This is a genomic window from Nitrosomonas halophila (genome assembly GCF_900107165.1).
GTDB lineage: Bacteria > Pseudomonadota > Gammaproteobacteria > Burkholderiales > Nitrosomonadaceae > Nitrosomonas > Nitrosomonas halophila.
Map to the genome: position 1 here is coordinate 26,133 of NZ_FNOY01000011.1, position 14,373 is coordinate 40,505.

Below are 14,373 nucleotides of genomic sequence, written 5' to 3' on the forward strand. Positions count from 1 at the left end.
ATTCTTCGGCTAGCTGTAGGCATCAACCACTGAGCGGCGGACTGTTAATCCGCAGGTCCCAGGTTCGAGCCCTGGTCGGGGAGCCACGTATATGTAACTATTTGTCGAATCTCGACATTTCCGAACTTCTTCAGCGCGCGTGCTGGAGTGATCGCCGGACTCCGACTCTTGCTCTCGCTCAGTGTAAAACGTCATCTCATTTGATACTGATTTGCCATTTCATTTGATACTGAATTTAACGCATTTTTCCCCTCTCTCAAATCTCCTCCACGCCCAATTTTAGGGCGCTATAAATAGCACTTTCTAGCGATATCCCTCGCTGTCCTGTCAGGTATCCGTAGATCTGATAATCCATCTTTGTTGGCAAGTCGGATGTCTTTTCATAGGCGCTGATGAAGACCGGGGTATGCACGCTGTTGCGTCTGGCAATTGCTTGCACAATTGCGCGTTCGGCGGATGTGAGCAATGACAAATCCAGGGAGATGGTTTTTGATACCGGTCGTCTGTCGATGACAGTATCCCCTCCGTCTGTTCTATCAACTCTGGATTGATCCTTGAATCCGACTTCAGAGCCGAAGCTCATGCCTGAGTTTATTTGCGATGCCTGGCCGGCAACGAGTCGAGCCATTTCTATGAAGGCGTCCACCCCGGCCGGGTTTGTTACGATGATCTCCAGTTTGCGGACAGATGCCTGAGTAACAGGCAAGAAGAAGTAATTCCCGCCGCCGTATGCAAAGCTACTCATATTATTTGCGGCAAATCCTGCTGGGGGCGGATAGACAAAATTGATTATCTGCACGCCGGAATCCACCACTGGGGAGCCATCAGCAGTATTCGTGAACAGCCGGGCGCGCACAGTGGAACCAACCAGAAAATTTGCAAAGGCAATGCCCACTGCATTAATCGTCTGCGGTGAAGGCCAGGTAGCCGTAATTGTCTGGCTGCTAATCGCAGTACTGCGCCAGCACGACGAGCGTTTGTCAGTCTTGAGATTCTCAACCGAAAACCCGCTGGCCGTGCTCGATGCTGTGAGTGATGCGTTTTTAACGGCATCCTCCGCGAGCATGCGCATGGATCAGATGCCCTCGGTGCGTTTGCGCACAATGTCCGCCCTGATCTCATCGATATTTGCCCACAGCCTGGCTTCCAGCGCCGTCAATAAATCCTTGAGATCCTGATCGGCCAGTGCGCGGCGCAGGGCGTCGCCATTCAGTTGATAGGTTTCCGGATGCGAGCCAGGCACCTGCTCGAACAACCCGCCGCGATCCTCGCCCACTGCGACATTAATATCAATCGCTTGGCCTGGGTAGTAGTTAATGCCAACTATTTTCTCCTTGGTCGCCAAGTGGAATTGACGCGGACGGATAAGTACATTCGGTGCTGGTTTGGTTTCTGCCATGTTATGTCTCCTGTTAGTTTAACGACGCCTCGACCGCGACCAGGCGCGCCGAGAGCTCTTGCACTGCATTGACCAGAGGGGCGATCAATGACACATAATCGGTATTCTTTCTGCCATCCACGCCCTCCCAATAAAGGGCGTCATCCTGCCCCGGCAATAGCTGCTGGATGTCATCGGACAGGAATCCGTGATAACGCAGCGCTGGGTTACTGATCAATCGGTACACCTTTGGCGCCAGCTGGTTGATAAACGCCAGGCCGAGCGGTTCTGTCTCAATATCCTGTTTGAGCCTGCTATCTGACGTTGATTGAATGGTGATCGATGAACCGGACCCGGTTGAGGTTACGCCGGAAATGCCGGACACATAAATGTTAAAGTGGCTGCTGCCGACTGTCGCCGTCCCAGAATTGCTGCCGATTGTCCGGCAAAAGGATGTGGCGTGATAATTGTCCACGCGGTCTGCATTGAGATTGGTCACAATGCCTGTGTTTGTGATCTGCATCGAACCCTCGACACGGAGAGCAGTGCCACTGGTAGACCTTGCCATCACACCAAATCCGCCAGACGAATTGTTAACCCCCTCCACACCACGCCCACCAGAATTGAGCGATGACCCGTATACCCCGGTAGACGAGCTGCCGCCATAGGCCCACCCCTCCACTGCACGGCCATTGCCGGTATGTGTCGCCAATATTCCCGCATTCAATAACGAATTCGATCGGCAGTACACACCTCCTCTATTACTCAGTCCGCCAGGATTAAACACGCCCGCATAATATTGCCCGTCTGCCAGACCCTGGCCACGGAAAACCCCCTGTCCCGTAATATCTATCCCAGCGCTGCCGGTGATGCTCCCCGCGTTAACCGTCCCCAAATTGGCCGAAATCGCGGACAGCGTTGTCACGTTTATTTTGTCGGATGTGATGCTGTTGGATGCAATCCTGGCTGCGGCCAGCGTACCGACTGTTATCTCGCTGGCGCTGATCGTGCCGCCCCGGCGCCATGTGCCGCCGATCCGGAACCACATGACATTGGTGCTGCTATTAAAATGCGCATCGCCATTCACACCCCCGCTGGGATTGCTGCTCGAAGTCGTAAAAAAATTGGTGGTTGCAGAGGCCGGCGGTTTGCTCCCGCCGATATTGCTGTAATCGAGATTGGTAATCTGTCCGCCACCCGCGCCGATCAGCTGTCCGGACGCGCTCAGCGACACATGCGCGCCCTCATAGGCGTCATTTTTGATCGTCCCAAGCGTGGTGCCGTCTACCGTCGAGCTGGCTGCGATGATGCTGCCGGCCTGGATCGTCCCCTTGATAATGGCATCCTCGGCAGTCAGCAACCCAGTGCTGGCGTTGATCGTCACCTTGGTTACGCCGCCACTGTTTTTGCCGATAATCCCGCCCGCGCCGATAAACACGCCGCCCGAGCCGGTCCCGGTTTTGAACAGGTTGGAAGCGGTCATCACGATTGAGGTCGCGCTGTTGCTCAGGATCGCCTCGGTTTCATCTCCTCCGCCCGAGGCATAGGCGGCATTGATTACATCTTGGACAGGGATCCCGTTCAGGGTGCCGACGACATCCCCAGCCACCCCGACATCGCTGGGCAACGTAACAGGCTCGGTCCTCGTGCCCGACATGATAAACAGATCACGATCGTTAACCGTCGTAGCCATTAGATCAGCACCTCAACACTGACAGAACCCCGATCCCAATCGGGCAACAGCCCGACCACCATACCAGCTTTTCCGGCCGTCAACCCAAAGCGCGGGTATTTCAGAAGCACGCCTTGCCCCAGCTCCATCGGCAACAGCCGTGCGACAGCATCGAATGTCACGATGAAACGGGGCACCTTGAACAAATCCAGCAAGCGGCTGGCTTCTGCCAGTACATCCTGCTCCGTTAAAAAATAAGTATCCATTTGCTGGGGTTCGGCGTCGAGCCGGTAATTTGCCCGTGTCGTGGCATCGCTCGCCGTAACGGTCAACCACTCCTTATCATAAAGATCCTTGTGCGCATTGGGGATGCGCGTATCCAGCGCATTCAGCACCGTCCAGTTTTTTGCAAACCCGAGCTTGAAGGCCGATTGCACGGGTAGTTTGCGGATAATCCGCATCGAACCCACGAGCACATCACTTGCCGTGATCTCAAACAGATCACCCGGTGGCGGCAATTCGATCCTGACCAATCGCATCAACCCGGCCCGGCTCATGACCACCCTGGCCCCCACCGTCGCCGCGATCTCCCCGCACACCGCCAGCATATTCTCGCGGGCGGACAAATAAACGCCCAATGGCTGAGGGTGGGCCGCATCAAAGCCGGTCAGGTTAGCCGTGTCGAGGTCGCCGGCAGAAAACCGGTTCACCGTTTCCCCATAACCCGTCACCAGACGCTCGATGATTTTCCGGGCCGTGTTGTTCCAGGTGGCTGACGGCTTGTCTCCCTGCACGCTGGCCGTGATCTTGCCGAATGGCTGCACCGACAGCGTGAATTTGCCGGTTGCCAGCGCAGCCGTGGCAGCCACCGGCACGCCATTGTCGCGCACTTCGATCAATCTCTCGCTGGGGCCATCATGGAACTGATACTCCAGCGTAGCCGGATTGGCCAACAGCGGGCTGAGATTGTGGCACTCGCCAAACGATAGCGGAATCAACTGATTCTTGTTCTGAGTCGATCCGCCCAGCACGGCTTCCGAAACCGGCCCGTTCAGCCGCTGGAGCTTGTCGCGCAACTTGAGATTGAGCGCATCGCGTGCACGGCTGCCGATGTCCTCGACCACCCCCGAGAAAATCACCTCGAAATCCGCCCGCGCCCAGCGCACATCCCCCAACAAGACCACAGCGGGCCGGTTGCTCCAAATGTCGTTCAGCCAGTCGTCCAACGCCCCGTCCTGGTTGGCAAGCTCGATATCGCCAAACGACAGCGAAGCGGATGTCTCCAGCACACTCAGCCGCTCAACCAGCCGCACAGACGACCCCACCACAATCGGGTTATAGACCGTATTGGCCGGCGCATCGGTGGCATTGGACCGGAATGGGCGGTTACTCAAATAGCGCACTGTCTCGACCCCGCCGACCCGCACCGCAACTTCGACCAGGATACAGCGCACCGCCGATGGATCTGACAGCCAATCAGTGAAGGCGCTCATCGCATCACCGCCTTGGCCTGGTCGCGCCAGGCTGCGCTCCCGGCGATATCCTGATTGCTCTGGATAATCATTTCCGCATTCATGCGCTGCGATTCGACCGCGACATTGATCAAGGCGCTGGTCTGCTGGTTCTGCTCGCGCCTAAGCTCCGCCAGCTCGCGCCGTAGCTCGGCGATCTCTTGCGCCATGTCCCGCATATGGCTGGCTGGCGTGACCGCCTCCGCTGGGTGGAGCATCGCCAGCCCGCCCTTGTGCACGAAATCCGTGCCGCGCTCGAACATCGGCAGATTGTTTTGCCTGGCCCACTGCTCGATGTCCGCGTAGGGCAGGCCCGAAGCCGATGCAACCCGAGAAAGCGTGATGCCATATTCCTTGGCGGTATCGTAGATCAGGCGCGGATTGGCGATGTTCTGCCAGACGAAATCCTTGATCTGCTGATCCGATATCGACAACCCGCCGCTGCCCTGGCTGATCACTGATTGATTGACAGCCAGCGCCCCGGACAGCTGCGAGCCCGAAACACCATGCTTGACCGCCGCGGCCAGAATCTCGTCGCTGGTGCGACCCGGCGCGCTGGCAAAATCCCGGATTGCCTGGTTGGATATGGCAGGATTGCCCGGCCCTTGCAACACCGCCGCGATCAGCTCGTTCATCAGCGATTTGACATCGCCCAGCTTGTCATCGATATCGACCAGCCTGCCGACCGATGCTTCCATTGCCAACAACTGCCGCTTGGCAATCTCCGCCTCGGTGTCGGCCACTTTTGCGGCGGAATCCAGCACGCTTTTAACGAAATTGAAATCGGCCACATATTCCGCCGACGACGCATTATATATTTGCGAGGCTTCCAGGAACGCTCGCGCCGATTCCGGCAACCGGCGCAGCGCATCCTGATCGCCCGCGTTCGCGCCCAGCCGGTCCTGGTTGAACTGACGGCGCGCTTCCTCCAATCTCTGCTGAGGCGTCAGGGGCGAAAGATTGCCCAGCGACAGCGCATCGCTGGCGCTGCGCAGGTTGGTGGCCAGATCCTTGAACCGGTTGGCAACCCCTTCCAGCGCCGCGCGCTCCCGGTTGTACGCCGCCACTAGCGCGGAACGGGTCGAAGCAATCAGGCTTTCGGCGGCAGCCAAATCATAGGTGGCGTCCGTCGTATCCTGCAACGCCGGATAGAGCGCAGCCAGGCCGTCTTTCACCTGCACGAACAACGGCGCCACATTCAGCATCCCTTGCAGCATGGCCTGAGAGATGCCGCCCGCCTGGCCGAACGACATCACCAGATCGCGGAACTGCCGCTTGCTCATCTCGGCGGACAAACCCAGCCTGGCCATTTCCTCATCCAACCGTTCGATGCTGGGCTGCAAGCGCTCCGCCTCGGTCAGAAAATTATCCGAGAAGAACTGCGCCTTGATTGCCAGCGCATCGATGCCGCCGGCTGCATCGACAAATGCCGACCGTTGTTCGAACGACACGCTGCGCAGGAAAGCTTTGGTCCCGTTCAGGCTGTTGCCCAGCGCCGCACCGAGACCGGCCAGCACATTGAACTCAGCGTTCAGCCGTGTCACCGTCTGCAATGCCGACTCGCCACGGCGGCTGAATGCATCCAGGCCCGGCACCAGTGAGCGCGCCATGGCATCCGATATGCGCTGAATCTCCTCGCCGATCTGCTGCTCGGTCAGGAACTGGCCGTTTTCCGAAACCAGGCGAATCTGGGTCTGGAACGCATTCAGTGTATCCGTGCTCAGGCCCAGATCCTCGCCCATCCGGTTGAGGCTGCTGCCAACTGAATTGACGGTCTCATCGATCAACCCGATCACATCCCTGGAAACCCGCGCCAGATCGGCGGCATAGTCCAACAGCTTCTTGTTGTCGGTACTGATCTCGCCGGTCAGCGCATCGACACGCGCGAAATCGTTTTTGTTTGAGCGGAACAATCCCCCTTTGGCCCTGAAAGCGGTCGTGATGTCACCCGATTCGAACCCTTGCGCACCGATCGTGCCCTCAAGCGTGGTCGCGCGCTGCTTGAGCGGACCTCTGCCAAACATGGCATTGACCGCGCCCCCCAGCACTCCGCCAACCGCTGCGCCGACAGGCCCGGCAATGGCTGCGCCAATCGCCGCGCCCCCTGCGGATGATATCGTCCCGTTAATACCCGCTATCTGCTTGTCACCGGCCAGCATGGACCCAGCCATCACGCCAAATGCCCCCGCGCCCAGCGTGCTCGCTGCGCTTGAAAACGCCGACCCGGCAGATGTCATGAAAGGCATCCCGGAGCCGCCCATTTTGGCCGACAATCCCAGAGATTGCCCAATCCCGCTGGTTGCAAAACTGCTGGCCAGGCTGCCGGCACCGAACCCGCCATTCAGCAGGCTATATGCGGAAGAACCCAAACTGGCCATGTCCAGCAGGCTGCCGCCCCCCGCAAAAGCGGAACTGGATCCCAGCCCCAACATGCTCCCCAACCCCAGCGAGCGCGCGAATTTCATAGCCGCGATTTCCGCGACCATCTGCCGTACCGCGTTGCCCAGACCCGTCACCAGTCCTTTGAGTCCATTGCTAAAGGGATCGAAAAAGAACCGGGAGAAGGCCGTCTGGATATTGCGCGCGCCCTGAATGGCATACTGCTCGATCGCGCTGAAGGCACGCTGACCTGTCTGGCTGGTTTGCAGAAACTGGGCCTCGGCATCCTTCAGCGCCCGGTTGTAGGTTTCCTGTCCCAGACCCTTCGCCAGCAAGCCATCCAGCTCCCGCACCCGGGCGGCGTATTTTTCCTGACCGGTCATCACGCTCTGGGTCACTTGCTCGATCTTGCGCTGCGCGGCTTCATGCGCCCGGACCGCCTCGGTCTGCTCGGCCAGCGCTCGGGTTTTTTCTTCCAGGGCGTCGATCTCCGGCCCGGCCAATTCCAACACGCCCAGCCGGGCGGCTTCCATGCGACGGATCTCAATGCTGTTGAGACCGAGCTGCTCCACCTCGCGCTTGAGCGCCGCCAGGAAACGCTGGCTCTCCGTGACCTGGCTCTTGGTCGCCTTGGTCATGGCCTCCTGGCTGTCGATCAGCGGTTTTCTGGCCGGGATCAACGCATTAGAGGATGCCTTCAGCTCCGCCTGGGTGCGGATCAGCTGCGCGAGTTCCCGGTTCAGCTCGCGCAGCTTGGCTTTCTCAAAATCTATTTCCTGCTGCGACACCACAAAACCAAACCGGCCAGCGCGACGCTTTTCCAGCTCCCTGAGGTTTTCCTCGGTTTTGATGATCTCGGTGCGCACTGCTTGAACACCGCCCAATGCCTGGGCGCCGGACATCCTGCGCAGCGATTCGGTCAGCCAGTCCACCGTTTCGGCCAGCTTGGTGAACACCCAGCCCGCTTTGTCGCCCACGCCCATGGCATCGTTCAGCGCCAGCTTCAGTTCCTGCCACGCCTGGCCAAGCGTGTCCACAGCTCCCGCGTAGCCCATCGCCTCGGCCTTCGCCACGCCGCCATACTGCCTGGACAGTTCGTCCAGGATCATCGCCTGGGCATCGGCCAGCTGGTTGGTTTCGACCAGCGTCTTGATCATCTCGCGCTGCGCATCGGTAAATGACACCCCAGAGCGGCGCAAGGCATTGATGCCTTCCACCGGCGATTCCAGCGCCTTGCCCAGTTGCGTCATGGCGCCGGTCAGCCCCTGGCCGGTCACGGTCGCAAGATCGGCCGCCAGTTCGGTCGCGCGCGTGAAGGTATCGCCAGAAACCGAGCGGAACGTCAGCAGGATTTGCTGCGCCTGCTCCACGCCCTCGGTCGATTGCAAGGTTGCACGCGCCAACTCTTTCGCCTGGTTGCGCAACTGTTCGGCAGTGAAGCCGGCCGTTTGCCCGGTCGCCTTGATGATCGCTTCCGTGCGCAGCAGGTTGCGCTGGGCCGTATCCGATTCCTGAATCATGCCTCTGAATAACTGCATGCCAGCCAAGGCAATGCCGGAAGCGCCCAGCAAGGACAGGGCGCGCGCGGCACTTCCCAGCCCGCTGGTCAGGCTGCTCAGGTTTCTGACATAGCCGCTGGTCTGGCTGGCGGATTGCTCCATCTCCCGGCCGGTCTTGCGGGTTTCATCTCCCAGCCCCTTAACGGCCTCTTTCGCGCTCCGGGCTTCTCCGACCAAGCCCTTGCCGTCTGCTGTCAGCTTGACGCCGACTTCCAAATCATTGGCCATATTATTTCCGGTTCAGCACGGGCAACGCCGCGTCCTCCATCAACATGATTTGCTCGAAAATCTCCCGCCGCAGCCGTCGCTTGACGCCCATCAGCCGCAAGGTGCTCTCGATGGCCGGGCGCTCGATGCCCAGGTACTGCCCGGACATGGAATCCATCCGCCAACAGTGGCGCAATGCCAGAAACATCCGCAACGCCTGCTCATTCTCTGGCCAGACTGCAAAGCCGTCATGTTCCGCCTCTTCGAATTGCGCTTCGTGTGTTGCCAGCGCCTGTTGCCAGTCTTCCGGATCCTGCGCCCGCGCATCCACCACTTCGGCGCGGACAGGCCGGGCCGCCCAGTGCCGGGCGGCATCCATCAGTTTTTTCTTGCGGCTGCCTTGCCAAAACTGCAATCCAGATAGGCGCTGACCAAGGCCGTGCGCACATAGGGAATCCCGATCAGCAATTCACGCCGTTCCTCGCTGTAGTCGAATGGATCGCCGTCCGGATCGGCCACGCCTTGCCAGCCAACCAGTACCCGGCGCAGCAAATCTTCGTCATTGCCGCCATCTTGCTGATAAATGGCCGTGAATTCATTCTGCGGCAGCAACTCGAACTCGGCATCAAACGTGCTGCGTGTGATGCGCCCGCCATCTCTGGGAATGCTGACCGGAACCGGCCAGATAACTGTTTTCTGTTGCTCGATCTTGAACATGCTTGTTGCCTCTTGTCTCGTGGGTGGGGGTTATTCGGTCGCCAGCGACCATTCGTCATCGCCCGCGTCGGTATGGCGCAGGTTCATATCCATGCTGAGCATGGCCATATTCGAATCTTCCGAGTAGCGCGGATTGGTCAGCTGCACCTGGCCGGCATTGAACAGCACCTTGTTGCCCGCCTGGGTGCCATGCTCCAGCGCAATCACGCCCGTGTCGCCAGACCGGCAGATGCCGATGAAATCCTTGACCGCGACCAGCGGCAGCTCGATCGTCACTTGGCCTGATGACGAACGCCCGACATAGTGCATCGACTCCGAATTCGGCCGGTTCTTGTATTCGTTCTGGTTGCCTTGGGTGATCACCATCGACGCCAGCGGCGCGGCATAGCCATGAATGGTGAATGTCGTATTGGCCTTGGTCATGGCGCGCGCGGGCTGGAACGCCGACAGATCCGGCGCACCCACGCTGGCATCGGTCACTCCGCCATACAACCCTTCGAAGGTGCAGTGCAGGAGCGGCACCTGCCCTTCGTTGAAGCGCAACTCCCAGCTGCCGAACGCGCCCAGCATCTTGTGCATCAGGCCATCCCAGTTGTAATGGAAGGTCAGCGACTCTTCGCCGCCCGAGATCGGCAAATATGTCACCGGCCCGGTCGTGGGCGTGATCGTCTGCGAGGCCGCGCAACCGCGCAGAATCGGCCCGTAGCCTGGCACATCAGCCACCGCGCCAGCGCCAGAGAGTTCGATATCGAACTCCATGGTCATGGTCTCGCCGACATTGATCTGTCCCCGGTTGCCGAAGTAAGGCAGCGCCTGGTTGCGATCGATATAGCGGATATTGGCCGGCACGGCGCTGAAGTTGAGCACCGACATGGCATCCGTCCCCACCACGGGCGCGGCATCGGTGCCGTAAGTGGTTTCGACTTTCGCCAGGATGATTTTCTTATTCGCTTTCAAGCTCATTGCGCATCCCCTCCTGTGTTCGTATTCATGCTGGCCTCATCCCATTGCGGTACCGGTGCCTCGTTCTGGGCTGGGGCCGGATTCCGCCGCAGGCCATCGTGCGGCCGCCGCTGGCCCGTCTCGGGATCGACGATATACGCCCCGCCGCGCCCCTTGTATGCATCGTTAAACATCTCAGCTCCTTATAAAATGCGCCGTTAAAAAATCATCCTGCCACCACAGCACCTGGTCAGTCAGTTGCAGCAACCGGCCTCCCGCGTATTCGATCGGGTCGAAATCCTGATCCGGCTGCCAACCATGCAGCACGGCCATGATTTCTTCGCGCAGACACAACAGATCCGACTGCGCGCGTTCTCCCCTGGCATCGCGCAAATTGCGCACCGCCAGGACGACCGAAAACCGGGCCGTGTTCTGCTGAGAAACCACCATGGTCCCAGTGCGCGACCCGTCCGGGCGCTCGGCACTGGGCAGCACATAGGCCGATGGGAATTGCTTGATGTCGTAGGCGGCCTCGGCCAATCCGGCCGCCCCGGCGCAGCGGGCCAGCAGCGGCACATGCACAGAGAGCCGCGCAATGATCCATTCCGGGTTGAACAGCTTGATCGCCATCACTGCACCCGCACCGGCAAAATGGCCGACAGCGCATAGCGCTCGTGCCCGACCAGGACTTCTACACGCATCTTGTAGAACACGCCATCCAGCCCGCCTTGCACCAGCTGCAACACCCTGGATCCGTCAATGACCGGATCGAGCAGCAGCATGGCCTGCGGGCTGTCGTCCTCGCCCTTGTGGCTCTGCACCGATACATCGGCAACCGCATCGATCCGATCCATCAAGCGGCTGAAATCGAACGTCAGCGTGATAATCTCCGCCGGGTCCTTGTCGGAAAGCACGCGCAGTCTAGGCAGCGACACAATAATTCCTTCTGGTAGCGGTTACAGTGTAACGAGGGCTTTGCGGCACCGAGCGGGGCGCGCCGTCGAGGTTGGCCGTTGCGGCAATCGACGCCACAGCCTCCGACTCGAACCAAATCGCGCTCGACAGCCCGGCCTCGGCCAGCCAGCCGCTTGCCGCCTCGCCACGCAAACCCGGCCTCAGTGAAAGATCGCCTGCCGAGACGGCGCGCATCGATGCGATTGCGGCCAGATGGTTGCGAGCCGACAACGCACCGGTTGCGGAAAAATCGGCCTGCGCTGCGCCCTCCAGCCATGAATCGCCAGCGGCAAAAGCTGCGGCCGCATCGGTCCTCACGCCAGCCGCCGCATGCAGATCGACCCAAGTGGAAAGATCCGCCACGCTTAACAAGCGCGTGCCAGCGCTGCCAGCAAACTCGGAGGGCTGCGTGATCGCCGCCTGCGCAAACACCCGCATGGGCGCATCACTTTGCAAACTGAGCAGGGCATTGAGCGCAGCGACCGCATTTGCGCCCACATGGGCAGCGCTGTGAAATTGAGAATGGGCCGCCAAATCTGCCTGCGCGGCAAAACCTGAACGCGCCTGGCCGAACAGACCCTCACCGAGATTGATAGCCGCCTGCGCGCTGCTTGCCAGCGCCGCCTGGCCTGACAGCGTGACCCCGGTCAACAGATCGGCCAAAGACTGTGCGTGCGACCCGGCCCAGCCAGACAAATTGACATCCACCGCCAGGCCCGCCCAGGCTGACGAATGCTGCACCCCTGCGCCCGATAGCGATAGATGCGTCGTCAGCGCGCTGGCCTGGTCATGCCGGGTGAAAGACTCGGCATGTAAATGCGTCGCCGTAGTCAGCTCAGACTGGCTCGCCGTTTTCTGAGTCGCCGTACCTGAGAAACTGGCCGGCACAGCCAGTGCCGCCAGCGCGACGGATGAAGCCAATGCAACCGCCCCAAGCAGGAGGCTACCGTGCAATACTGAAGATACAGTGACTTGGGTATTGGATTGGGCATCCAGTTCTATGGGTTCGGGTAACGGCGGTGCGACCCAATCAGCGGGTTTGTAAACCCAAACCTCACCGTCATTGTTATCCTCCAATCCCATGAACACATCATAGCCGGGTATATATCGCCACTTGCCGAATATGCCGGTAGTGTTCTTGTGTTGCGGCACTGCCGGAGAAGTATCCGTTATTTCCTGTTCAGCTACCCAACCCGTGGAAGCTAAAGGGGTAGGCGGTGTGAAGCGCCAGACTGCTTCGCCACCAAACCACATGACGAAATTACCGCGTACAGGATCGTAATCCAGCCCGATCTTATTAATTGTGGCGTCTGGATTGCCAACAATATAATCCAGATACCAATCACGGAAATCGGCCATGGATCCGGCAGCGGTACTGACGGACACGCTCTGATTGTCAACCTGAGAACCGGTTAATGACCAGTACACCAGCGGGGTAGTGCTATCACCCCCGTTTCTTGCAAATACTTTTCTTACCGGATCATATGCCCCTGCTGATTGCGGACTACCGCTCCAGTAAATACCGACACGCCCGATCTTGTCTTTTGTTGGGTCGTTAATATCATTGATCTGCATCCTGAATAGATGCTGATCTGTCGTTGTCCCCAGTCGCGCCCCAAAATAAATAACGTCTTTGCCAAACTCGTCGGCACGAGCGGTCACGCCGTTGACGTGCACGAGTTGCAGCGTGGAGGCATTGGCCCACCAGTCACGGTTGCCCCACATCTCGCCGCCAACGATCTCGGGATATGCGCCCTCGCGCTGAACATGCGATCCTGTAGTACCACCTACCTTGTCAGGGTCGGCCTTGCCTGGATCGAACAGATACGGGCCTGTCCTACGAGTAGTTAGTGGATCGCCATCACGTGCAACAAAATGACTGCCGGAGTTGTAGACAGCGCCGCCGAACGCCAGGAAACGATCCAGCCGAGGCAAGAACGTGTTATTGCTGTACGTATGCGCGGAGGCTGGGGCGTTTTGCGCTCCGTCAATGGCCTGATAAGCCGCTGAAGAATCCGGAACCAACTCTATTTCGCTGGGCAATGAGCACCGCTCCCATTCCAACGTACTTGCCCGCCAGCGATAAACATCATTCCCGGAATAGTTCGCATGGCCGCCGCCGTAGATGATCAAGTCGCCCCGGTTGCTGTCCCATGCGAAACCGCTCCACGCCTCGATTATCTTGGATGGCGTTGGATTACCTGCCCCGTACAGTGGTCGTAATTCTGCCGGCGCCCAAGCAGCAGAAAAGCTGTTAGTGTTGACCTTGGCCCAGGTCTTTTCTGGCATGGCCGCAACCAGCGGCCTAAGTGGGCCGCTCGCATAAGGCACTGGTGGGTCTGTAATGACCAGGCCACTGGTAGTATATGGCAGCGGGTCGTCAAGGTCTGCGCCATAGCCTGTGCCGTTACGGGTCGCTATATGCCCAGCATATTGCCCGATGATCTCCGCGTCTGCTGTTGCAAAATCCCACAACTCAACGATACTGGACCCGTGTTCACCGGTCAGGGACTCGCCCTGCACGATGGCCATCAACTCGTCACGGGTGAGCCCCTTGTTAAGCAGTGCCAGCCAGGACACGCCGCCAGACCAGAATCGTTCTGTGTCAAAATCCGCTCTGCCGCCGATGATGATGTCACCGCCGTTTGATGCGGACGACTGGGTAAACGATCCTCCAATCGCGTGGACTAGCGTATCGAGGGCAATAGTTCCAACTCTCACCGTGCCATCAACATTACTGGTGTACAGCAGTCGTTTGCCGGTGGTGGGTATGCCTGTCGCCCCAGTGGCGGAACTTTGCCCGTTTACGTTTACCTGCGCGGTTGAGCCGTTGCTGCCTCGATATAGATTGATCGTATTGGCCGCGGCGAACTGGCCAGTACTTAGGACATAACTGGGGTTTGCCAGAGTCTGATCGACTGCCTCCACAACCTCGATCCACGTCCAGCCAGACGTTGGCAGAGTAAAATCCGCGTGACCCGGTACGCGGTAGTACCTGCTGGTGTTGGCGCCGAAGTTAACAGCCATGGGGTTATATCCCTCGCCCTTTAACGC

General features: G+C 59.2%; 12 protein-coding genes. All 12 read right to left on the reverse strand.

Annotated features, from left to right (window positions below):
- Positions 1 to 256: 256 nt before the first annotated feature.
- The 12 genes from BLV85_RS04195 to BLV85_RS04245 are packed head-to-tail and all read right to left on the reverse strand — an operon-like array spanning position 257 to position 14,346.
- Positions 257 to 1,072, reverse strand: a complete 816-nt coding sequence (locus BLV85_RS04195) for a hypothetical protein (RefSeq protein WP_090412450.1) — start codon at positions 1,070 to 1,072, stop codon at positions 257 to 259.
- A gap of 3 nt (positions 1,073 to 1,075) precedes the next feature.
- Complete coding sequence (locus BLV85_RS04200; protein WP_090412451.1) at positions 1,076 to 1,399, reverse strand: hypothetical protein; 324 nt, start codon at positions 1,397 to 1,399, stop codon at positions 1,076 to 1,078.
- 13 nt (positions 1,400 to 1,412) lie between these two features.
- Positions 1,413 to 3,071, reverse strand: coding sequence for a tail fiber domain-containing protein (locus BLV85_RS04205; RefSeq protein ID WP_090412453.1), 1,659 nt, complete (start codon positions 3,069 to 3,071; stop codon positions 1,413 to 1,415).
- Positions 3,071 to 4,543, reverse strand: coding sequence for a hypothetical protein (locus BLV85_RS04210; RefSeq protein ID WP_090412454.1), 1,473 nt, complete (start codon positions 4,541 to 4,543; stop codon positions 3,071 to 3,073). Before BLV85_RS04210 ends, BLV85_RS04205 begins: the two co-directional genes overlap by 1 nt.
- Entirely contained in the window at positions 4,540 to 8,727 is a 4,188-nt protein-coding gene (locus tag BLV85_RS04215) for a phage tail length tape measure family protein (RefSeq protein ID WP_090412455.1), read from the reverse strand. Before BLV85_RS04215 ends, BLV85_RS04210 begins: the two co-directional genes overlap by 4 nt.
- A 1-nt stretch (position 8,728) precedes the next feature.
- A complete protein-coding gene (locus BLV85_RS04220; RefSeq protein WP_176973922.1) occupies positions 8,729 to 9,121 on the reverse strand; it encodes a DUF1799 domain-containing protein in 393 nt (130 codons plus the stop codon).
- Positions 9,085 to 9,423 carry a hypothetical protein gene (locus BLV85_RS04225; protein WP_090412460.1) on the reverse strand — a complete coding sequence of 113 codons (339 nt, stop codon included), beginning with the start codon at positions 9,421 to 9,423 and terminating at the stop codon, positions 9,085 to 9,087. The genes BLV85_RS04220 and BLV85_RS04225 overlap by 37 nt, the downstream gene beginning before the upstream one ends.
- Before the next feature lie 30 nt (positions 9,424 to 9,453).
- On the reverse strand, positions 9,454 to 10,386 hold the full coding sequence (locus BLV85_RS04230) for a phage tail tube protein (RefSeq protein ID WP_090412464.1): 933 nt from the start codon (positions 10,384 to 10,386) through the stop codon (positions 9,454 to 9,456).
- Positions 10,383 to 10,559: a hypothetical protein gene (locus tag BLV85_RS15100; protein ID WP_176973923.1), complete on the reverse strand. Its 177-nt coding sequence runs from the start codon at positions 10,557 to 10,559 to the stop codon at positions 10,383 to 10,385. Before BLV85_RS15100 ends, BLV85_RS04230 begins: the two co-directional genes overlap by 4 nt.
- Position 10,560: 1 nt before the next feature.
- The gene (locus BLV85_RS04235; RefSeq protein ID WP_090412466.1) at positions 10,561 to 10,995 is read right to left on the reverse strand and encodes a phage tail terminator protein; all 435 of its coding nucleotides are present in this window, start codon (positions 10,993 to 10,995) and stop codon (positions 10,561 to 10,563) included.
- Positions 10,995 to 11,300, reverse strand: coding sequence for a phage fiber-tail adaptor protein (locus BLV85_RS04240; protein WP_090412468.1), 306 nt, complete (start codon positions 11,298 to 11,300; stop codon positions 10,995 to 10,997). Before BLV85_RS04240 ends, BLV85_RS04235 begins: the two co-directional genes overlap by 1 nt.
- Positions 11,287 to 14,346 carry a hypothetical protein gene (locus BLV85_RS04245; RefSeq protein ID WP_090412470.1) on the reverse strand — a complete coding sequence of 1,020 codons (3,060 nt, stop codon included), beginning with the start codon at positions 14,344 to 14,346 and terminating at the stop codon, positions 11,287 to 11,289. Before BLV85_RS04245 ends, BLV85_RS04240 begins: the two co-directional genes overlap by 14 nt.
- Between the last annotated feature and the right edge of the window lie 27 nt (positions 14,347 to 14,373).

Excerpts from the sequence above, each read along its gene's own strand:
- BLV85_RS04195 (WP_090412450.1), bottom strand. The coding sequence starts at position 1,072 with ATGCGCATGCTCGCGGAGGATGCCGTTAAAAACGCATCACTCACAGCA.
- BLV85_RS04200 (WP_090412451.1), bottom strand. The coding sequence starts at position 1,399 with ATGGCAGAAACCAAACCAGCACCGAATGTACTTATCCGTCCGCGTCAA.
- BLV85_RS04205 (WP_090412453.1), bottom strand. The coding sequence starts at position 3,071 with ATGGCTACGACGGTTAACGATCGTGATCTGTTTATCATGTCGGGCACG.
- BLV85_RS04210 (WP_090412454.1), bottom strand. The coding sequence starts at position 4,543 with ATGAGCGCCTTCACTGATTGGCTGTCAGATCCATCGGCGGTGCGCTGT.
- BLV85_RS04215 (WP_090412455.1), bottom strand. The coding sequence starts at position 8,727 with ATGGCCAATGATTTGGAAGTCGGCGTCAAGCTGACAGCAGACGGCAAG.
- BLV85_RS04225 (WP_090412460.1), bottom strand. The coding sequence starts at position 9,423 with ATGTTCAAGATCGAGCAACAGAAAACAGTTATCTGGCCGGTTCCGGTC.
- BLV85_RS04230 (WP_090412464.1), bottom strand. The coding sequence starts at position 10,386 with ATGAGCTTGAAAGCGAATAAGAAAATCATCCTGGCGAAAGTCGAAACC.
- BLV85_RS15100 (WP_176973923.1), bottom strand. The coding sequence starts at position 10,559 with ATGTTTAACGATGCATACAAGGGGCGCGGCGGGGCGTATATCGTCGAT.
- BLV85_RS04235 (WP_090412466.1), bottom strand. The coding sequence starts at position 10,995 with ATGGCGATCAAGCTGTTCAACCCGGAATGGATCATTGCGCGGCTCTCT.
- BLV85_RS04245 (WP_090412470.1), bottom strand. The coding sequence starts at position 14,346 with ATGGCTGTTAACTTCGGCGCCAACACCAGCAGGTACTACCGCGTACCG.